The organism is Streptomyces flaveus, assembly GCF_014647675.1.
In the GTDB taxonomy this organism is placed as follows: domain Bacteria; phylum Actinomycetota; class Actinomycetes; order Streptomycetales; family Streptomycetaceae; genus Streptomyces; species Streptomyces flaveus.
In genome coordinates, this window is the sequence record NZ_BMPQ01000041.1 from 1 (window position 1) to 19,631 (window position 19,631).

Below are 19,631 nucleotides of genomic sequence, written 5' to 3' on the forward strand. Positions count from 1 at the left end.
CGGCCCGGGGGCTTTCTGCGTCAAAGACGGCCCGTTGCCTTGAGGGCTAGATAAGCATCCGCCAAAGCCGGAGGAAGATCGTTCGGTGTCGCGTCCACGACCGTGACGCCATGGCGGATGAGTTGCTCGGCGGTGCGATGGCGTTCTGTCTGAGCCTGGGCTGCGGCGGCGGCCTCGTACACGGCATCGGTGTTTCCCCGTGCCGTGGCCATGTGCTCTATATGCGGGTCGGCTACTGAGGCAACCAGGACTGTGTGGCGCTGGGTGAGGCGGGAGAGTAGGGGAAGCAGGCCCTCCTCAATGGGAGCCGCGTCGAGGCTGGTGAGGAGCACGATCAGGGAGCGGCGTGGGGCTGTGCGGAGGGCGGTGGCGGTGAGGCCGCGTGCGTCCGTCTCGATGAGTTCCGGTTCGAGGCGGGCCATGGCGTTCACCAGGGAGGGGAGGACATCGCCCGCGGCTCGGCCCTGCACTTGGGCGCGTACCCGGCGGTCGTACGCGAGGAGGTCCACGCGGTCGCCGGCTCGGGACGCGAGGGCAGCCAGGAGCAGGGCCGCGTCCATGGAGGCGTCGAGGCGTGGGGCGTCGCCCACGCGGCCCGCCGAGGTACGGCCTGTGTCGAGGACCAGCAGGATGTGGCGGTCGCGTTCGGGGCGCCAGGTGCGTACAGCGACCGTGGTCTGCCGGGCGGTGGCGCGCCAGTCGATGGAGCGGGTGTCGTCCCCGGGGACGTATTCGCGGAGGCTGTCGAATTCGGTGCCCTCGCCGCGGGTCAGGGCACTGGTGCGGCCGTCGAGTTCGCGCAGGCGGGCCAGCTTTGACGGGAGGTGCTTGCGGCTGGTGAACGGGGGCAGGACGCGCACGGTCCAGGGGACGTTGTGGCTGCCCTGGCGGGCGAAGAGGCCGAGAGGGCCGTATGAGCGGATGGTGACGCGGTCTGCCTGGCGGTCGCCGCGACGGGTGGGGCGTAGGTGAGTTGTGATGCGACGGCGTTCGCCCGGGGGAATCGTCAGTCGGTGGCGGGATGCGGTGACTTCCGTGCCGGGCTGCCAGCTGCTGGGGGGCCAGGCGTCGCGGATGCGGGCGCGTAGGGGGCGGCTGGTCGGGTTGGTGACCGTGAGGGTGACATCGGCGGCTTCGCCCAGGCGTACCGAGGTGTCTCCGGAGCGGGTCAGGCCGAGGCGGCGTACGGGCGCGGCCAGGGCGAAGTCGCAGGCGCACGCGAGGGCCAGGGGGATGTTCACGGCAAGGATGCCCGTCCAGCTGGGTTCCCAGATGCCGACGGGGAGGGTGCCGAGGGCCGCGAGGAGGGCGGCGCGTCCGGTGAGTGCCATCAGCGGGGCACGGGGACGTGGGCGAGGATCGCGTTGATCACGGAGTCGGCGGTTACGCCTTCCATCTCGGCCTCGGGGCGGAGTTGGACCCGGTGGCGGAGAGTTGGGAGCGCGAGGGCTTTTACGTCGTCGGGGATGACGTAGTCGCGGCCGGTCAGCCATGCCCAGGCGCGGGCGGTGGCCATGAGCGCTGTCGCGCCCCGCGGAGAGACGCCGAGGCTGAGGGACGGGGATTCGCGGGTGGCGCGGCAGATGTCCACTACGTAGCCGGTGATTTCGGGGGATACCGCTGTTTTGCCGACTGCCGCGCGGGCGGCTTCCAGGGCGGCGGGGCCGGCTACGGGGCGTACGCCGGCGGCGCGCAGGTCGCGTGGGTTGAAGCCCTCGGCGTGGCGGGTGAGGACGTCGATCTCGTCCTTGCGGGAGGGCAGCGGGATCGTCAGCTTGAGGAGGAAACGGTCCAGCTGGGCTTCGGGGAGGGGGTACGTGCCCTCGTACTCGACCGGGTTCTGGGTCGCGGCGACCAGGAAGGGTTCGGGGAGGGGGCGCGCGGTGCCGTCGACCGTGACCTGGCGCTCCTCCATCGCTTCGAGGAGCGAGGACTGGGTCTTGGGCGGGGTGCGGTTGATCTCGTCGGCGAGCAGAAGGTTGGTGAAGACCGGGCCGGGCTGGAAGGAGAACTCGGAGGAGCGGGTGTCGTAGACGAGGGAGCCTGTGACGTCGCTGGGCATCAGGTCCGGGGTGAACTGGACGCGCTTGGTGTCGAGTTCGAGGGCGGATGCGAGGGCGCGGACGAGCAGCGTTTTGGCGACCCCGGGGACCCCTTCGAGCAGGACGTGTCCGCGGCAGAGGAGGGCGACGACGAGGCCGGTCACGGCGGGGTCCTGGCCGACCACGGCTTTGGCGATCTCGGCGCGCAGGGCCTCCAGGGAGGCCCGGGCGGCGCCCGGATCCCCGGTGTGCGCGGCGTTGTCAGTGGTCGGGTCCATCATGGACGGCGTACCTCTCTTTCGAGGGCGTCGAGTTGGTCGGCGAGGTTGATGAGGGCTGCGTCGTCGCGGGGTGGCGGGCCGAAGAGGAGGGATTGCGGGGACGACTGTCCGTCGCCGTGGAGGCGGGCGGACAGGGCGGGGAGCAGGGCTTCGGGCGCGTGCGCCTGGGCGGGGGACAGGCCGACGAGGGGGGCGAGGCGGGTGCGGGTGGTGGAGCGCAGAGCTGCGGCGGCGCGGTCGCGGGCGTTGGACTTGCGGTAGAGGCGGGCGCGGCCTTCGACGGTCTCGGAGGCGCGGATCGCGACGGGGAGCCGTTCGGGGACGAGCGGGCCGAGCCGGCGGGCACGCCAGAGGGCGGCCAGGACTGCGGCGATGAAGAGCTGCAGGGTGCCCCAGAGCCAGCCGGAGGGGATCAGGTCGAAGAAGCTGCGATCGCCGGAGTCGGTGGCCGAGTCGTCGGAGAGCGAGGGGAGGTACCAGACCAAGTGGGGGCGGGAGCCGAGCAGTTGGAGAGCGAGCGAGGCGTTGCCCTGCTCGTCGAGGCGGTCGTTGTGGAGGATGTCGGGGGCGCCGAGTACGACGGTGTCGCCGTCCCCTTCGAGCGCCGGGACGCGCAGCAGGGTGGGCAGGCCGTCGCTGAGGTAGCAGGAATCGACGTCGGGCGCGGTCGTCGTGTAGCGGATGCCGCCGGTGTCGGCGGTGCCCGCTCGCTGGGCGGCGGGCAGGGCGCAGTCGGGCGGGAGCGTGGAGTCGTAGCTGGGCGTGGGGTCGGCGGTGGTGACTCCGGGGGCGAGGTTGCCGACGGACGGGATGCCGGGCGCGACAAGGACGGTGCGGCCGCCGGAGTTGGTGAAAGCCGAGTGGAGCCGGGTCTGCTGGCGGTCGGTCAGCAGGTCGGGGGCGGCGACCAGGAGGGTGGTGTCGGGGCCGGCGGAGTTGCGGGCGTCCTCCAGGGTGGTGACCACGCGGGTGGAAACGCCGCGGTCGGCGAGGAGCTCGGCGACGGCGCGGCTGCCGTTGGGGTCGACGGAGCGCGGGTCGAGGCTGCCGTGCTGGGCGTCGGAGCGGACCGCGGCGATGGCTATCGCGGCTACAAGGAGGATCACGAGTCCGAGGAGGACACCGCGCGCGCGGGTCCACACCTGGCGAGCGGTGGGGGAGGCCGAGGTGGTGGACGGAAGGGTGGCCTCGGTGGTCATTCGGCGGCCCCCTGGCGCGTGCTGTGGGCCGTGTTCTGGCTGCTCGGGGTGCTGCTCGCGAGGACCGGCCTGGTGCGTTCCATGTCACGGTCGAGTTCAGTGAGGCGCTGGTACGCCTGTGATGTGGCCGTTCGTCCGCCGTACGTCACGTCGTCGAAGTCCCGGGCCGCGGCGCTCAGCCGGTCCGTGTGGGAGGGGAGCGTACGGCCTGCCTCGGCGGCTGCCTCGTCAGCGGTGCGGCCGGGGCGGGGCTCGAGCAGGGCGCGTTCCTCCAGGGAGCGGACGATGGCGCGCATGCGCTCCTGGACGGCCTGGTTCCAGTGGCCCTGGGCAGCGTGGCTCTCGGCGGCTGCCCGGTGCTCGGCGGCGCTGCGTGGCCGGTCGTCGAAGAGCGGGGCGGCCGACGTGGGGCCGCGCATCGGAGTGCCGAGCCGCCACCAGAGGGCGCCTATGAGCGCCGCTGCCGCCAGCGCGATGACGACGAGGCCGAGTGCGCCGCCCGGGGTCGCGCCGGAGGCTGCGCTGAACAGCTTGTCGAGCCACTCCCAGAAGGCGTTCAGAGCGCGCTGGAACCAGCCGGGGTCGTTCTCGTGGTACATCCGCTTGGACAACTCGCGCCGGGCCGCCTCCCGCGCGGGGTCGCGCGGGAGCGTCACCGGTGGTTCGTCGGCGGAGCGCGGCAGCACGAGTACGGCCGCGGCGCCGGAGCCCGGCAGTGCGAGCACCGTTGTGAGAACACCCCCCGATGGGCTCACCGCATCAGCTCCCCGAGGTGGTGCCGGGGGCGTCGGAGCCGTAGCCCTGGACGCCGGCGGCGCGGGCCAGGTCGAGGTCGAGGGCCTCGCGGCGGATGCGCTGGTCGATGTAGAGAAGCACGGAGACACCCGCGGTGATCGGGAAGGTGAGCATCGACCCGATCACCGAGCCGATCCCGCTGACGATGAGGAACGTCCAGCCGAGGTCTCCGGTGCCGCTGTTGAGGAAACCACTGACACCGTCACCGCTCAGGGCGGCGGCGAGGAAGGTGAATGGGATCACGATGATCGAGGCGACGACGTTCGCGATGATCGTGGCGAGCAACTGGATGCCGAAGACCCGCCACCAGGAGCCGCGGACCAGCTTGGCGGAGCGGCTCACGGACTTCAGGATGCTCTGCTTCTCCAGCATCAGGGCGGGCGAGGCCAGCGAGAAGCGGACCATCAGCCAGATCGCGACGACACTCGCGGCCATGCCACCGAGGACGGCGAGTGCGACACCGCCGTCGCCACCGCCGGCGAGGGTGACCAGGAAGCCGGGCAGGGCGCCCACCGCGACGACAGCGATGCCGATGAGCGGGAGCAGGAAGGTCAGGCCGAAGAGTTTCGCCAGCTGGGGCCGGGCGTCGCGCCAGGCCTCGGCGGTGGTCACCGACTTGCCGAGCACAGCGCGGCTGGTCACGGTCGTGAGGAGGGCGGTCGCGACGATGGTGCCGAGCAGCGCGATCAGCAGGATGACGCCGGAGCTCAGCAGGGTGTCGCCCAGGGCGCGGGTGAGTTCGTCGACGGAGGCGCTCTGGTCGTTGAGGGCGTCCGAGCTCGCGGCGTCCTCCAGGACGAAGCCCTGGAGCAGCACCACGACGATCTCCGTGAACACAGCGACGGTCAGCGAGATACCGAGGACCGTCCGCCAGTGCGTACGCATGGTCGACACGGCGCCGTCGAGGATCTCGCCGACGGCGAGGGGGCGGAGCGGGATCACGCCGGGCTTGGCGGCGGGCGGAGGGCCGCCCCAGCCGCCTCCCCAGCCGGGGGGGCCACCGGGACCGGGGCCGTAGCCACCGCCGTATCCGCCAGGGCCACCGGGGCCGCCGTATCCAGGGCCGCCTCCCGGACCGCCAGGGGGCTGTCCGCCCCAGCCTGGGCCGGGTGGAGGCGGCGGTGGGGCCTGGGCCGGGCTGCCCTGGGAGCCGCTGGGGGCGGACCACTGGCTGGGCGGGGGCTGCTCCTTGGACCACTTCGTGCCTGGGCCGGACGGGTCGGGTCCGGGCTGTCCCGGCTGATCCGTGGGCTCTGGGGCAGCGGGCCGGTCCGCGGGCTCGGCAGGGCCGGAGGCGTTCGGCTCCTGTCCGTCCTGCCCGTCGGCGGGGGCAGATCCGGGCGATGCCCAGCCCGGAGTGTCTTTCATCGTCGCTCCTTCACGGTGCCCGTCCGCGGTTGCGGCGGCAGGTTGGCAGCCATCGTGCCACGGTGCGGCCGGGAAGTGACCGGCCCCCGTATGGGCTGCACACCTTCAATTGTCCGCCCTGTACGGGGCAGACTGGGCGGATGGCTGATCAGCACGCGCATTCCCGCGAAGACCACGCGCCCACCGAGATTCCGGCGATCCGGTGGGACGAACCGCCGGAAGGCTCCGTACTGGTCCTTCTCGACCAGACGCGGCTGCCGGCCGAGGAGGTCGAGCTGGTGTGCACCGACCCTCCAGCGCTGGTGGAGGCGATCCGCACACTCGCCGTGCGCGGGGCGCCGCTGCTGGGGATCGCCGGGGCGTACGGGGTCGCGCTCGCCGCCGAGCGAGGGTTCGACGTGGACGACGCCGCCGACGCGCTCGCCAGCGCACGGCCCACCGCGGTGAACCTCACGTACGGCGTGCGCAGAGCCCAGGCGGCTCACCGTGCTGCCCTGGCCGGTGGCGGCGACCAGAAGCAGGCAGCCGAGGCTGCGCTCGCCGCCGCTCGAGCCCTTCACCAGGAGGACGCCGAGGCCAGTACGCGCATGGCCGAGCACGGTCTGGCGCTGCTGGACGAGCTGCTGCCCGGGGGCAACCACCGGATTCTTACGCACTGCAACACCGGGGCTCTGGTGTCCGGCGGGGAGGGCACGGCGTTCGCCGTCGCGCTCGCCGCGCACCGGGCCGGGCGGCTGCGCAGGCTGTGGGTGGACGAGACGCGGCCGTTGCTGCAGGGTGCTCGTCTGACGGCGTACGAGGCGGCGCGCAACGGGATGGCGTACACGCTGCTCACGGACAGCGCCGCGGGATCGCTGTTCTCGGCGGGGGAGGTGGACGCGGTGCTGATCGGGGCGGACCGGATCGCGGCCGACGGTTCGGTGGCGAACAAGGTGGGGAGCTACCCGCTCGCAGTGCTGGCCCGGTACCACCACGTACCGTTCGTCGTGGTGGCGCCGGTGACGACGGTGGACCCCGACACCCCGGACGGGGCGTCCATCGAGGTCGAGCAGCGCGCCGGACATGAGGTGACCGAGATCATCGCACCCCAGGTGCCGGTGGCGGGAGCGGAAGCGGGAGGCGGAATTCCGATGGCACCCCTGGGGACCCAGGCGTACAACCCGGCGTTCGACGTGACGCCCCCCGAACTGGTGACGGCGATCGTCACCGAGGAGGGCGTCGTTTCGCCCGTCACGGCAGAGGCGCTTGCCGAGCTGTGTGCCAGGTCACGCCAGGTAACGATTTAGTTAATGGGATGATGGCATTCATGAAGGGACGAGTCCTTGTCGTCGATGACGACACCGCACTGGCCGAGATGCTCGGCATTGTGCTGCGTGGTGAAGGTTTTGAACCGTCTTTCGTAGCCGACGGCGACAAGGCGCTGGCCGCTTTCCGTGAGACCAAGCCCGATCTGGTGCTGCTCGATCTGATGCTGCCGGGGCGGGACGGTATCGAGGTGTGCCGCCTGATCAGGGCGGAGTCCGGGGTGCCGATCGTGATGCTCACGGCGAAGAGCGACACCGTCGATGTGGTGGTCGGGCTCGAATCGGGTGCTGACGACTACATCGTGAAGCCGTTCAAGCCGAAGGAGCTGGTGGCGCGGATCCGGGCGCGGTTGCGGAGGTCGGAGGAGCCGGCGCCCGAGCAGCTCGCCATCGGCGATCTGGTCATCGATGTGGCCGGTCACTCCGTGAAGCGGGAGGGGCAGTCGATCGCGTTGACGCCGCTGGAGTTCGACCTGCTGGTCGCGCTGGCCCGGAAGCCCTGGCAGGTGTTCACGCGTGAGGTGCTCCTCGAGCAGGTGTGGGGTTACCGGCACGCGGCGGACACCCGCCTTGTCAATGTTCATGTACAGCGGCTGCGTTCCAAGGTCGAGAAGGACCCGGAGCGGCCGGAAATCGTGGTGACTGTCCGTGGCGTCGGTTACAAGGCCGGACCCAGCTGACGTGTCCCGGGACAGTGCCGCTTCGGCGCCCGGTCAGCCGGGCAGCCGTTCGCGGCCTGTCGGCCGGAAGACGACGAGCTCCTTCTGGGCTCGGTTCAGCGAGGGCTGGCTGCTGCAGGGCGGGGTCCAGGGCAGCCCCGTCCTACGGCTGTTCATGCGCTGGGTGCGCCGTCCGCTGCTGCCCGTCATGCGGCTGTGGCGGCGCAACATCCAGCTCAAGGTCGTCGTCACGACGCTACTGATGTCGCTGGGCGTCGTCCTGCTGCTCGGCTTCGTCGTCATCGGGCAGGTGCGCAACGGCCTGCTGGACGCCAAGGTGAGGGCCTCGGAGAGCCAGGCCACCGGTGGCTTCGGGGTGGCCGAGCAGCGGGCGGACGCGGCGGCGAGCGCCGGGGGCGACGACGGTTCGAGCACGGACGAGCGGCCCGTCCAGAACATCAGCGCATGGCTGAGCGACCTCGTGGAGTCCCTCTCCAGTGGCGGACAGGGCGCCTTCGACGTGGTCACGCTCAGCTCCTCCAGCACGGTCGCCGGCGCGGACAGCGGTGGGCGCGGCCCGCGTTCGTCCGGCGGTGTCGATCCGGCGACGAGTGTGCCGGAGGATCTGCGCCGCCGCATCGACGAGAACACGCTCCCGGCCCAGAGCTACACCCGCATCGTCTACAAGACCGGCCAGGACTCCCAGCCGGGGCTGGTCATCGGCAAGCAGGTGAACGACCCGAACCGCGACCCGTACCAGCTGTACTACCTCTTCCCGCTCACGCAGGAGGAGAAGTCGCTCAGCCTGGTCAAGGGGACGCTCGCGACGGCCGGCCTGTTCGTCGTGGTGCTGCTGGGCGCGATCGCCTGGCTCGTGGTGCGGCAGGTCGTCACGCCCGTACGGATGGCCGCGGGGATCGCCGAGCGGCTGTCCGCCGGGCGCCTTCAGGAACGTATGAAGGTCACCGGCGAGGACGACATCGCGCGGCTCGGTGAGGCCTTCAACAAGATGGCGCAGAACCTTCAGTTGAAGATCCAGCAGCTGGAGGATCTGTCGCGGATGCAGCGGCGGTTCGTGTCCGACGTGTCACACGAGCTGCGTACGCCGCTGACGACGGTACGGATGGCCGCCGATGTCATCCATGACGCGCGGGTGGACTTCGATCCGGTGACCGCGCGGTCGGCCGAGCTGCTCGCGGACCAGCTGGACCGGTTCGAGACGTTGCTCGCGGATCTGCTGGAGATCAGCCGGTTCGACGCCGGCGCGGCGGCGCTGGAGGCCGAGCCGATAGACCTGCGCGAGGTCGTACGCCGGGTGGTGAGCGGGGCCGAGCCGCTCGCCGAGCGCAAGGGCACGCAGATCAAGGTCGTCGGCGATCACCAGCCGGTGGTCGCCGAGGCCGACGCCCGGCGGGTGGAGCGGGTGCTGCGGAACCTCGTCGTCAACGCCGTGGAGCACGGCGAGGGCAAGGACGTGGTGGTCAGGCTCGCGGCGGCGGGCGGCGCGGTCGCGGTCGCGGTGCGTGACTACGGAGTGGGGCTCAAGCCCGGCGAGGCGACCCGCGTGTTCAGTCGCTTCTGGCGGGCCGACCCGGCACGCGCGCGTACCACCGGTGGTACGGGCCTTGGGCTGTCCATCGCCCTGGAGGACGCGCGGCTGCACGGCGGCTGGCTGCAGGCCTGGGGCGAGCCGGGCGGCGGATCGCAGTTCCGGCTGACGCTGCCGCGGACCGCGGACGAGCCGCTTCGGGGCTCGCCGATACCCCTGGAGCCCAGGGACTCGCGGCGCAACCGCGGGCTGAACGACGCGGGGCTGCCCCTCGGCGGCACGCAGAAACTCGCCACGGTGCCGGCCCAGCCGCACGGCGAGCACGGTGTACCGCCGATGCCGCCGCGGGCGCCGGTGGCCCCGCGGCTGGCCGGCGGGGTGGATCCGGCGGCGCTGCCCGGCAACGGTGCGCGGGTGGTGCCGCGGCCCGCAGCGGAGGCGCGCGCGGTGGCCACGGCGCCCGTGGAGTCCGGGGAGCGCGAAGAGCCCGGGGAGGCGCCGTCCGAGGGTGGCGCGGGAACCGGCGAGGGGCCTGATCAGTTGAAGCAAGGGGAGGGATCTCGTGGGCGCTGACCGCGATCTCGGCGGCCGACGGCGCCCGATGCGGGTGATGACGTACGTCGGCTGCGGAACCATACTGCTGGCCGGGTGCGCCTCGATGCCGGACAGCGGGGATCTGCGCGACGTCAAGGCCTCGCAGCGGCCGGATGCGCAGGTCCGGGTCTTCGCGATGCCGCCGCGGGAGAACGCCCCGCCCGAGGAGATCGTGCAGGGCTTCCTGGAGGCGCTGACCAGCGACGAGCCGGAGTTCGACACGGCGCGCAAGTACCTCACTGAGGACGCTTCGAAGAACTGGCAGCCCGAGCGCTCGACCACGGTGCTCGCGAACGGGCCGACCGCATGGGCCGAGCACAGCGGCAGCAGGGAGGCCACCGGCGACTACGCGTACGCGCTGACTGGTGACAAGGTCGCCGAGGTGGACGAGCAATTCGCGTACGAGCCGGCCGAGGGCCCATACAAGAAGAGGGTGCACCTTACGGAGCAGAAGGGGGCGGACGGCAGCAAGCAGTGGCGCATCGACTACCTGCCGCAGGGCGTGGTGCTCGGCAACTCCGACTTCCAGCGCCGCTACGTCTCCGTCAACAAGTATTACTTCGCGTCGAACTCGCCGACCGCCGACCGGCTCGGGACCGTGGCCGATCCCGTCTATGTGCGCCAGCAGGTCGACCCCGTGACCCAGATGGTCAAGGCACTGCTGAACGGGCCCACCAGCTGGCTCAAGCCGGTCGTCAGGTCGCGCTTCCCCACCGGTACGGCACTGAAGAAGGGTGTCAAGACGCTCACGCCCGACGACCAGAACAGGCTGACGGTGCCGCTGAACAAGAAGGCCGAGGGCGTCGGGCAGACCCAGTGCGCCGAGATGGCGGCCCAGCTCATCTTCACCCTGAAGGACCTGACGCCCACGGGCATCAACGAGGTCGAACTGCAGCGCCCGGACGGCTCACAGCTGTGCGCGATCAAGGAGGGCGAGGCCGAGATCATCGCCTCGCACGGCACGGGGCAGCGTGTCCAGTACGAGTACTTCATCGACGGCGAGAAGCGGCTCGTACGGATACCCGCCGACACCGAACAGCAAGCCGAACCGGTGCCCGGAGCGCTCGGCGCGGGCGACACGGCGCTGCGGACGGCCGCGGTCTCGCGGAACGAGGAGAGCGCGGCGGGGGTGTCGCTGGACGGGCGCTCGCTGTACGTGGGGTCGCTCGCGTCCGGTGCTTCGCTCGGGGATCCCGTGCTGCAGAGCAAGTCCAAGGCGGAGAACGACGGGCTGACAACGCCCAGTTGGGATGCGGGCGGCGACCTGTGGGTGGCCGACCGCGATCCGAAGAACTCCCGGCTGCTCCTGCTGGAGGAGGGCGGGGGCGAGCCGCTGGAGGTCAAGGCTCCCGGGGTCGAGGGGCGGATCGAGGCGGTGCGGGTGGCCGCCGACGGCGTGCGGATCGCGTTGATAGTGGAGAAGGAGGGCAAGACCTCGCTGCTCATGGGGCGGATCGAGCGGCAGAACGGCTCGGACGGGCGGCCTGTCGTCACGATCCACGAACCGCGTTCGGTCGCACCGCAGCTGGAGGAAGTCACGGCCATGTCCTGGGCCGGGGACAGCCGTCTGGTCGTGGTCGGCCAGGAGGAGGGCGGCGTGCAGCAGATCCGGTACGTCCAGGTCGACGGCTCCACTCCGGTCGGGGCGCCGCCTGCCGCGCTCACGGGTGTGGAGGAGATCGCCGCCTCCGAGGACGAGCGGCTGCCGCTGGTGGCGCACTCGGAGGACGGGATTGTGCAGCTTTCGTCCAGTGCGCAGTGGCAGAAGGTGGTCAAGACGGGGACGGCGCCGGTCTATCCGGGGTAGCCCCGGAGTTGTCCACAGGGAGATATCCACAGGGGTGGCCGGACGATTCAGGCGTTGGCACAGTGGTGGGCATGCGCGGGTGGTGGCAGGACCTCACCGACCTGGTGCTGCCGGCCGAGTGCGGAGGCTGCGGGAGGCCTCGTACGGTGCTCTGCCCGGGGTGCCGTGCCGCCCTGATGGAGGCCGCGCCGCGCCGGGTGCGACCGGCGCCCGAGCCGCCGGGTTTGCCTGTGGTGCACGCGGCGGCTCCGTACGAGGACGAGGTGCGGGCGGCGCTCCTCGCCCACAAGGAACGGGGTGCGCTGATGCTCGCAGGGCCGCTGGGAGTGGCGCTCGCGGGTGCGGTGCGGGCGGGGCTCGCGTCCGGTGGTGGGTCCGGGGCGCCTGTGCTGCTCGTTCCCGTGCCCTCCGCGCGGCGGGCGGTGCGGGCGCGGGGGCACGACCCGGCGCGGCGGATCGCGCTCGCGGCGGCGGGCGAGCTGCGGCGCGCGGGGACGTCGGTCCGGGTGCTCGCTGTGCTGCGGCAGCGGCGTGCCGTGGCCGACCAGTCGGGGCTCAACTCCCGGCAGCGGCTGGACAATCTGGCCGGCGCCCTGGAGGTGGCAGCCGGGGGCGCCCGACTGCTGGCCGAAGGCGGCCGGGCCGTACTCGTCGACGACCTGATGACGACGGGGGCGTCCTTGACGGAGGCGGCGCGGGCGCTGCGCGCGGCTTTTGCGGAAGTGGGGGACCGGCCACAAGCGATCGCGGGAATGGGCGATCCGAACAGCACCGGAAGCATGATCAGTGCGGCTGTGGTCGCGGCGTCTCGGGCATCTTTCGAAATAATCCGGAACTGACTGGGAAGTTGCGTCGTTGCAGGTAGTGAGAGGTTCAATTCGCTGGAATGGAGGTACACCGCCGTAGAGGGTGACGACATCCGTCCGGGCGAGATATGTTCGGTTGTGAGGGAATGGCGGGTGCTGTCCCTCGTATATCGGATTGCCATGCTGCGGGTTTCTGCAATCACCCGCAGAGGTGGGGTGGAGATCTTGCCCCTGGGGGAGGAGGAGGTGGAGTCATCAAGTCCGAGGCTCTGGGGCTTGCCGGAGCCTGGTGCAAAAAAGGGAGTTGCTCCGCACCGATGCGGAGCGATCCGGGAACGGAGTTCTGCGTGGACATCGTCGTCAAGGGCCGCAAGACCGAGGTGCCAGAGCGGTTCCGCAAGCACGTGGCCGAGAAGCTGAAGCTGGAGAAGATCCAGAAGCTCGATGCCAAGGTGATCAGCCTCGACGTCGAGGTGTCCAAGGAGCCCAACCCGCGACAGGCCGACCGGTCCGACCGAGTGGAGATCACGCTGCACTCCCGCGGCCCGGTGATCCGGGCGGAGGCAGCGGCCAGTGATGCATATGCGGCGCTCGACCTGGCGGCGGACAAGCTGGAAGCCCGGCTGCGCAAGCAGCACGACAAGCGCTACACGCGCCGTGGTGCCCGTCGGCTCACGGCAGCTGAGGTCGCCGACCACGTTCCGGGTGTGGCGACACTGAACGGGAACGGCAACGCCGTCCACGAGGAAGAGCCCGACGCAGTGCCGACCAAGAAGATCGGCTCCCTCGAGGTGAAGGGCGAAGGCCCCCTCGTTGTGCGCGAGAAGACTCACGTCGCCTCTCCGATGACCCTCGACCAGGCTCTCTACGAGATGGAGCTGGTCGGGCACGACTTCTATCTTTTCGTCGACTCCGAGACCAAGGAACCGAGTGTCGTCTACCGGCGGCACGCATACGACTACGGCGTCATCCACCTCAGTACGGACCCGATGGTCGCCCAGGCGCACAAGCCCTCGACGGGCGGATCGCTCGGCGGCTGACCTTGCCCGATGAGCTCCCCCAGCCTTCGGCCGGGGGAGCCCCAGCCGGTGCCCCTGGGGTGCGCGTGCGCCCCCAGGGGCACCGGTGTACGACCCCTCACGCCCCGCTACGTCACCGCACTGTCGTCCGGGCATGAAATCATGGCCGCACCGGGCCCCAACCGGTGGGCCGTTGCCTTGGGTTGGCGATGGCACAGGAACAAAAGGCCACGGCCTTCAGGGGGAGGAACGATGGCGGACAGCTTCGGACCGGTGCGGAACGAAGATGCCGGCGACGGCGTCGTCGGCATGGGCCCGGACGCGGGCCCCGGCCCGAATGAGGGCCCCCCACGCAAGGAGCCGATCCGGGTCCTTGTCGTGGACGACCATGCCCTTTTCCGCCGCGGCCTGGAGATTGTGCTCGCCGCCGAGGAGGACATCCAGGTCATCGGGGAGGCGGGTGACGGAGCCGAGGCGGTCGACAAGGCCGCCGACCTGCTGCCCGACATCGTGCTGATGGACGTACGCATGCCCAAGCGCGGCGGTATCGAGGCGTGCACGTCCATCAAGGAGGTGGCCCCCAGCGCGAAGATCATCATGCTGACGATCAGCGATGAGGAGGCCGACCTCTACGACGCGATCAAGGCGGGCGCGACCGGCTATCTCCTCAAGGAGATCTCCACGGACGAGGTGGCCACGGCCATTCGTGCTGTCGCCGACGGGCAGTCGCAGATCAGCCCCTCGATGGCGTCCAAGCTGCTCACCGAGTTCAAGTCGATGATCCAGCGCACCGACGAGCGGCGTCTGGTGCCGGCGCCCCGGCTCACCGACCGTGAGCTGGAGGTCCTCAAGCTGGTGGCCACGGGGATGAACAACCGGGACATCGCCAAGGAGTTGTTCATCTCCGAGAACACCGTGAAGAACCATGTACGCAACATCCTGGAGAAGCTGCAGCTGCACTCCAGGATGGAGGCCGTGGTGTACGCGATGCGGGAGAAAATCCTCGAGATCCGTTGAGCCCGCGAAGCGCTCCGCTGGGGGACTGAAGCGCGTACGGCGGCTGCGGGCCGTGGGTGGCTGATCGCGCCCGCGCGGCGGAGCCGCATATGTCACAGCCCCGCGCCCCTTATAGTGCGCGGGCCAGCTCTCTCGTCAGCGGTTCGCGCAGTTCCGGTGCGTCCACCCGTTCCACACGTACGTCCGTGCAGTCCACCCAGCTCGCGGCCTCGATCAGGGCCTGGGCCACCGCGGGAACCGCCTTGGGGCCGTTGAGGGTCGTCTGCTTGGCCACCAGTGTCCGGCCCTCGCGGGCGGGGTCCAGGCGCCCGACGAGATGGCCGCCGGCGAGGACCGGCATCGCGAAGTAGCCGTACACCCGCTTCGGCTTGGGGACGTAGGCCTCCAGGCGGTGGGTGAAGCCGAAGATCCGCTCTGTGCGGGCCCGTTCCCAGATCAGCGAGTCGAATGGGGACAGCAGCGTCGTACGGTGGCGGCCGCGCGGCGTGGTCTCCAGGGCCGCCGGATCGGCCCAGGCGGGTTTGCCCCAGCTCTCGACGGTCACCGGGACCAGTCCGGAGTCCGCTATCACCGCGTCGACCTGGTCGCCCCTGAGGCGGTGGTAGTCGGCGATGTCCGCGCGCGTGCCGACGCCCAGCGCCTGGCCCGCGAGCCGGACCAGACGGCGCAGGCACTCCGCGTCGTCCAACTCGTCGTGGAGCAGCGCCTCCGGGACGGCGCGCTCGGCGAGGTCGTACACCCGCTTCCAGCCGCGGCGCTCGACGCACACCACCTCGCCGTACATCAGTGCGCGCTCGACGGCGACCTTCGTGCCCGACCAGTCCCACCACTCGCTGGTCTTCTTCGCGCCGCCCAACTCCGTGGCCGTAAGGGGGCCTTCCGCTCTCAGTTGCTTGATGACCTGGTCGTACGTGCCGTCCGGGAGCTCGTGGTTCCAGTGCGGGCGGGCGCGGTAGGCGCGGCGGCGGAAGGCGAAGTGGGGCCACTCCTCGATGGGGAGGATGCAGGCGGCGTGCGACCAGTACTCGAAGGCATGAGGTCGTGCCGGAGACGTGCCAGGAGATGCAGTGGTCCAGTACGCCTTGTCCACCGTCTTGCGGTCGACGGCGCCGAGGCGGGCGTACGGGATGAGTTCGTGGGAGCGGGCGAGGACCGAGATCGTGTCGAGCTGGACCGCTCCCAGGTGCCGCAGCACGCCGCGCACGCCGGCCTTGCGGTCAGGGGCGCCGAGGAATCCCTGGGCGCGCAGGGCGATACGGCGGGCCTCGTCTGCGGAGAGTCCGGCGGTGGGGCGAGGGAGACTCGTCATGGTCCGCACGATAGGCGGTCCCACTGACAGTCGGGCCTGACCTGTGGATATCGCCCCAGAAGTGCCAGGTGCCGGGCTTCAGTCCCGTTGTGGAGCCGGCAGGTACGGCGCTGTCGACGGCAGCCCCAGGTCGGACGGGAGCAGGGAGCCGACCCAGCAATCGCGGCGTACGCCCTTGTTGTTGATGCCGGAGCGAAGGACGCCCTCGATGCTGAAGCCGGCGCGTTCGGCCACCGCGCGCGAACCTGTGTTGCCGACCTCGGCCCGCCACTCCACGCGGTCGATCGTCGTGTCTGTGAAGACCCAGCGGGACGTGGTGACCGCGGCTTCGGTGGTGTAACCGTTGCCCCGGTGTTCCTTCGTCGCCCAGAAGCCGATCTCGCCGACGCCGAGGGAGCGCATCGTGATTCCGATCATGCCGACGAGATCGCCGGAGGCCGGCAGGAAGACGCCGAACGTGAACGTCGAGGAGTCCGCCCAGCCGTCGGGCACCATCTGCTCCGTGAAGCCTGCCGCGTGCTCCCGCAGATAGGGGGAGGGGATCGTGGTCCAGCGCTGGATGTCGGGGTCCTGGCAGGCGTCGTACACGGCGTCGGTGTCGTGCGGGCCCACCGAGCGCAGAAGGAGCCGCTCGGAGGTCAGCGTTACGGGGTCCATTGCCCGATTCTGCTCGGCCTGCCCCGAGGAAGCCATCACTTTTGCCCTGAGTGAGGGCTCGGTTACTTTTCGCTCTGCGGGCGCGGCACCTTCGGCAACTCCCGTCCGTTGTCCTAGTGGCTGTCACGGGCAGACCTCCCGGCGCGGTGGGGTCCTCGCTTACGATGGCCGTTGCTCAAGCTGTGATTTGAAACTGTTGTTGAACCCGACCGTCCGGCCCGACCGGCAAGGAGACAAACCCCCGTGTCCGTCCTCTCGAAGATCATGCGTGCAGGCGAAGGCAAGATCCTGCGCAAACTGCACCGCATCGCGGACCAGGTCAACTCCATCGAAGAGGACTTCGTCGACCTCTCCGACGCCGAGCTGCGGGCCCTCACGGACGAATACAAGGAGCGGATCGCCGAGGCCCTCGCCGACGAGCCCGACGAGTCGAAGCACGACGCGGTCGTGACGAAGGCTCTCGACGACCTGCTCCCCGAGGCGTTCGCGACCGTCCGCGAGGCCGCCAAGCGCGTGCTGGGCCAGCGGCACTACGACGTCCAGATCATGGGCGGCGCCGCCCTGCACATGGGCTACGTCGCCGAGATGAAGACCGGTGAGGGCAAGACCCTGGTCGGCACCCTGCCCGCGTATCTGAACGCGCTGTCCGGCCGGGGCGTCCACCTCATCACGGTCAACGACTACCTGGCCGAGCGCGACTCCGAGATGATGGGCCGCGTCCACAAGTTCCTCGGCCTGGACGTCGGCTGCATCCTGGCCAACATGACGCCGGCCCAGCGCCGCGAGCAGTACAACTGCGACATCACGTACGGCACGAACAACGAGTTCGGTTTTGACTACCTGCGCGACAACATGGCGTGGTCGAAGGACGAACTGGTGCAGCGGGGTCACAACTTCGCGATCGTCGACGAGGTCGACTCCATCCTCGTCGACGAGGCCCGTACGCCGCTGATCATCTCCGGCCCGGCCGACCAGGCCACCAAGTGGTACGGCGACTTCGCCAAGCTGGTCACGCGCCTGAAGAAGGGCGAGGCGGGCAACACCCTCAAGGGCATCGAAGAGACCGGTGACTACGAGGTCGACGAGAAGAAGCGCACCGTCGCCATCCACGAGTCCGGCGTCGTCAAGGTCGAGGACTGGCTGGGCATCGACAACCTCTACGAGTCGGTGAACACCCCGCTGGTGGGCTACCTGAACAACGCCATCAAGGCCAAGGAACTCTTCAAGAAGGACAAGGACTACGTCGTCATCGACGGCGAAGTCATGATCGTCGACGAGCACACCGGCCGTATCCTCGCCGGCCGCCGCTACAACGAGGGCATGCACCAGGCGATCGAGGCCAAGGAAGGGGTGGACATCAAGGACGAGAACCAGACGCTCGCCACGATCACCCTGCAGAACTTCTTCCGCCTCTACGACAAGCTCTGCGGCATGACCGGTACGGCGATGACCGAGGCCGCCGAGTTCCACCAGATCTACAAGCTCGGTGTCGTGCCGATCCCGACCAACAAGCCGATGATCCGCAACGACCAGTCGGACCTGATCTACCGCACCGAGGTCGCCAAGTTCGACGCGGTCGTCGACGACATTGCCGAGAAGCACGAGAAGGGCCAGCCGATCCTCGTCGGCACCACCTCGGTCGAGAAGTCCGAGTACCTCTCGCAGCAGCTCAGCAAGCGCGGCATCCAGCACGAAGTGCTGAACGCGAAGCAGCACGACCGTGAGGCGACGATCGTCGCCCAGGCCGGCCGCAGGGGCGCCGTCACCGTCGCCACGAACATGGCCGGACGAGGCACGGACATCAAGCTCGGCGGTAACCCCGAAGACCTCGCCGAGGCGGAGCTGCGCCAGCGCGGCCTCGACCCCGAGGAACACATCGAGGAGTGGGCCGCGGCGCTGCCCGCCGCCCTGGAGAGGGCCGAAAAGGCGGTGCGGGCCGAGTTCGAGGAGGTCACGGACCTCGGCGGCCTCTACGTCCTCGGCACCGAGCGGCACGAGTCGCGCCGTATCGACAACCAGCTGCGCGGCCGTTCCGGCCGTCAGGGCGACCCCGGCGAGTCCCGCTTCTACCTCTCCCTGGGCGATGACCTGATGCGGCTGTTCAAGGCCCAGATGGTCGAGCGCGTGATGTCGATGGCGAACGTTCCGGACGACGTGCCGATCGAGAACAAGATGGTCACGCGCGCGATCGCCTCCGCCCAGTCGCAGGTCGAGCAGCAGAACTTCGAGACCCGGAAGAACGTCCTCAAGTACGACGAGGTTCTCAACCGGCAGCGCGAGGTCATCTACGGAGAGCGGCGCCGTGTCCTGGAGGGCGAGGATCTGCAGGAGCAGATCCAGCACTTCATGGACGACACGATCGACGCGTACATCGACGCCGAGACCGCCGAGGGCTTCTCCGAGGAGTGGGACCTGGACCGGCTGTGGGGCGCCTTCAAGCAGCTCTATCCGGTGAAGGTCACCATCGAGGAGCTCGAGGAGACGGCAGGCGACCGCGCGGGTCTCACCGCCGAGTTCATCTCCGAGTCCATCAAGGAAGACATCCACGAGCAGTACGAGGCGCGTGAGGCGCAGCTCGGCTCCGAGATCATGCGGGAGCTGGAGCGCCGGGTCGTGCTGTCGGTCCTGGACCGCAAGTGGCGTGAGCACCTCTACGAGATGGACTACCTCCAGGAGGGCATCGGCCTGCGAGCGATGGCCCAGAAGGACCCGCTGGTCGAGTACCAGCGTGAGGGCTTCGACATGTTCACCGCCATGATGGACGGCATCAAGGAGGAGTCCGTCGGCTACCTGTTCAACCTGGAGGTCCAGGTCGAGCAGCAGGTCGAGGAGGTTCCGGTCGAGGACGCGCGGCCGTCGCTCGACAAGAAGGAGGACGCCGTGCCCGCGGGGGCGCGTCCGGAGATCCGCGCCAAGGGCCTCGATGCCCCGCAGCGGCCGGACCGGCTGCACTTCTCCGCGCCGACCGTGGACGGCGAGGGCGGCGTCGTGGAGGGCGACTTCACCAGCGACGAGGAGCCGGCGCGCTCCGAGTCGGACGGCCTCACGCGCGCGGAGCGCCGCAAGCAGCAGAAGGGCGGCCGGCGCCGCAAGAAGTGACGGTTCGCTCCGATGGGTTGAACCTGTCTGGCGGAGGTTAGCTGTGAAGGGCCGGGCACCTTGGGGTGCCCGGCCCTTCGGGCTGTTGGGTGCCGGGGCTCAGTTTGAAGCTGCGGGTGCGTCGTG

15 protein-coding genes are annotated in these 19,631 nt (G+C 70.1%); 8 read left to right on the forward strand and 7 right to left on the reverse strand.

The window, feature by feature from the left end:
- Positions 1–20: 20 nt before the first annotated feature.
- Genes IEZ21_RS41840 through IEZ21_RS41860 form a run of 5 tightly spaced genes read right to left on the reverse strand, consistent with a single transcriptional unit; the run spans position 21 to position 5,685 of the window.
- On the reverse strand, positions 21–1,331 hold the full coding sequence (locus IEZ21_RS41840) for a DUF58 domain-containing protein (protein ID WP_189327055.1): 1,311 nt from the start codon (positions 1,329–1,331) through the stop codon (positions 21–23).
- Positions 1,331–2,320, reverse strand: coding sequence for an AAA family ATPase (locus IEZ21_RS41845; protein ID WP_189327096.1), 990 nt, complete (start codon positions 2,318–2,320; stop codon positions 1,331–1,333). Before IEZ21_RS41845 ends, IEZ21_RS41840 begins: the two co-directional genes overlap by 1 nt.
- Entirely contained in the window at positions 2,320–3,522 is a 1,203-nt protein-coding gene (locus IEZ21_RS41850; protein ID WP_189327056.1) for a DUF4350 domain-containing protein, read from the reverse strand. The genes IEZ21_RS41845 and IEZ21_RS41850 overlap by 1 nt, the downstream gene beginning before the upstream one ends.
- Complete coding sequence (locus IEZ21_RS41855) at positions 3,519–4,277, reverse strand: DUF4129 domain-containing protein (RefSeq protein WP_189327057.1); 759 nt, start codon at positions 4,275–4,277, stop codon at positions 3,519–3,521. Before IEZ21_RS41855 ends, IEZ21_RS41850 begins: the two co-directional genes overlap by 4 nt.
- 4 nt (positions 4,278–4,281) lie before the next feature.
- Positions 4,282–5,685: a DUF7847 domain-containing protein gene (locus tag IEZ21_RS41860; RefSeq protein ID WP_189327058.1), complete on the reverse strand. Its 1,404-nt coding sequence runs from the start codon at positions 5,683–5,685 to the stop codon at positions 4,282–4,284.
- 140 nt (positions 5,686–5,825) lie between these two features.
- On the opposite strand from IEZ21_RS41860, the gene mtnA reads away from it, so the two are divergent.
- The 7 genes from mtnA to IEZ21_RS41895 all read left to right on the forward strand — a co-directional run bounded on the left by mtnA (position 5,826) and on the right by IEZ21_RS41895 (position 14,440).
- Positions 5,826–6,971, forward strand: coding sequence for an S-methyl-5-thioribose-1-phosphate isomerase (gene mtnA, locus IEZ21_RS41865; protein ID WP_189327059.1), 1,146 nt, complete (start codon positions 5,826–5,828; stop codon positions 6,969–6,971).
- Between the two features lie 8 nt (positions 6,972–6,979).
- Positions 6,980–7,669 (forward strand): two-component system response regulator MtrA, encoded by a 690-nt coding sequence (gene mtrA / locus IEZ21_RS41870; RefSeq protein WP_189327097.1) that lies wholly within the window; start codon positions 6,980–6,982, stop codon positions 7,667–7,669.
- 1 nt (position 7,670) lies between these two features.
- A complete protein-coding gene (gene mtrB, locus IEZ21_RS41875) occupies positions 7,671–9,770 on the forward strand; it encodes an MtrAB system histidine kinase MtrB (protein WP_189327060.1) in 2,100 nt (699 codons plus the stop codon).
- Positions 9,760–11,598 carry an LpqB family beta-propeller domain-containing protein gene (locus tag IEZ21_RS41880; RefSeq protein ID WP_189327061.1) on the forward strand — a complete coding sequence of 613 codons (1,839 nt, stop codon included), beginning with the start codon at positions 9,760–9,762 and terminating at the stop codon, positions 11,596–11,598. Before mtrB ends, IEZ21_RS41880 begins: the two co-directional genes overlap by 11 nt.
- A 71-nt stretch (positions 11,599–11,669) precedes the next feature.
- Positions 11,670–12,437: a ComF family protein gene (locus IEZ21_RS41885; RefSeq protein ID WP_189327062.1), complete on the forward strand. Its 768-nt coding sequence runs from the start codon at positions 11,670–11,672 to the stop codon at positions 12,435–12,437.
- A 314-nt stretch (positions 12,438–12,751) separates the two neighbouring features.
- A complete protein-coding gene (gene hpf / locus IEZ21_RS41890) occupies positions 12,752–13,444 on the forward strand; it encodes a ribosome hibernation-promoting factor, HPF/YfiA family (protein WP_373302365.1) in 693 nt (230 codons plus the stop codon).
- Positions 13,445–13,675: 231 nt separating this feature from the next.
- Entirely contained in the window at positions 13,676–14,440 is a 765-nt protein-coding gene (locus tag IEZ21_RS41895; protein ID WP_189327064.1) for a response regulator, read from the forward strand.
- 109 nt (positions 14,441–14,549) lie between these two features.
- Here the strand turns inward: IEZ21_RS41895 and IEZ21_RS41900 are convergent, their stop codons facing one another.
- Both IEZ21_RS41900 and IEZ21_RS41905 read right to left on the reverse strand, forming a co-directional pair.
- A complete protein-coding gene (locus IEZ21_RS41900) occupies positions 14,550–15,749 on the reverse strand; it encodes a winged helix-turn-helix domain-containing protein (RefSeq protein WP_189327065.1) in 1,200 nt (399 codons plus the stop codon).
- A gap of 78 nt (positions 15,750–15,827) precedes the next feature.
- Positions 15,828–16,406: a GNAT family N-acetyltransferase gene (locus IEZ21_RS41905; protein WP_189327066.1), complete on the reverse strand. Its 579-nt coding sequence runs from the start codon at positions 16,404–16,406 to the stop codon at positions 15,828–15,830.
- Between the two features lie 243 nt (positions 16,407–16,649).
- On the opposite strand from IEZ21_RS41905, the gene secA reads away from it, so the two are divergent.
- A complete protein-coding gene (secA, locus tag IEZ21_RS41910; RefSeq protein WP_189327067.1) occupies positions 16,650–19,505 on the forward strand; it encodes a preprotein translocase subunit SecA in 2,856 nt (951 codons plus the stop codon).
- Positions 19,506–19,631: the final 126 nt, after the last annotated feature.

Coding starts and splice junctions, on each gene's coding strand:
- mtrA (WP_189327097.1), top strand. CDS start 6,980: ATGATGGCATTCATGAAGGGACGAGTCCTTGTCGTCGATGACGACACC.
- IEZ21_RS41905 (WP_189327066.1), bottom strand. CDS start 16,406: ATGGACCCCGTAACGCTGACCTCCGAGCGGCTCCTTCTGCGCTCGGTG.
- IEZ21_RS41845 (WP_189327096.1), bottom strand. CDS start 2,320: ATGGACCCGACCACTGACAACGCCGCGCACACCGGGGATCCGGGCGCC.
- IEZ21_RS41850 (WP_189327056.1), bottom strand. CDS start 3,522: ATGACCACCGAGGCCACCCTTCCGTCCACCACCTCGGCCTCCCCCACC.
- IEZ21_RS41895 (WP_189327064.1), top strand. CDS start 13,676: ATGGCGGACAGCTTCGGACCGGTGCGGAACGAAGATGCCGGCGACGGC.
- mtnA (WP_189327059.1), top strand. CDS start 5,826: ATGGCTGATCAGCACGCGCATTCCCGCGAAGACCACGCGCCCACCGAG.
- IEZ21_RS41840 (WP_189327055.1), bottom strand. CDS start 1,331: ATGGCACTCACCGGACGCGCCGCCCTCCTCGCGGCCCTCGGCACCCTC.
- IEZ21_RS41885 (WP_189327062.1), top strand. CDS start 11,670: ATGCGCGGGTGGTGGCAGGACCTCACCGACCTGGTGCTGCCGGCCGAG.
- IEZ21_RS41860 (WP_189327058.1), bottom strand. CDS start 5,685: ATGAAAGACACTCCGGGCTGGGCATCGCCCGGATCTGCCCCCGCCGAC.
- IEZ21_RS41900 (WP_189327065.1), bottom strand. CDS start 15,749: ATGACGAGTCTCCCTCGCCCCACCGCCGGACTCTCCGCAGACGAGGCC.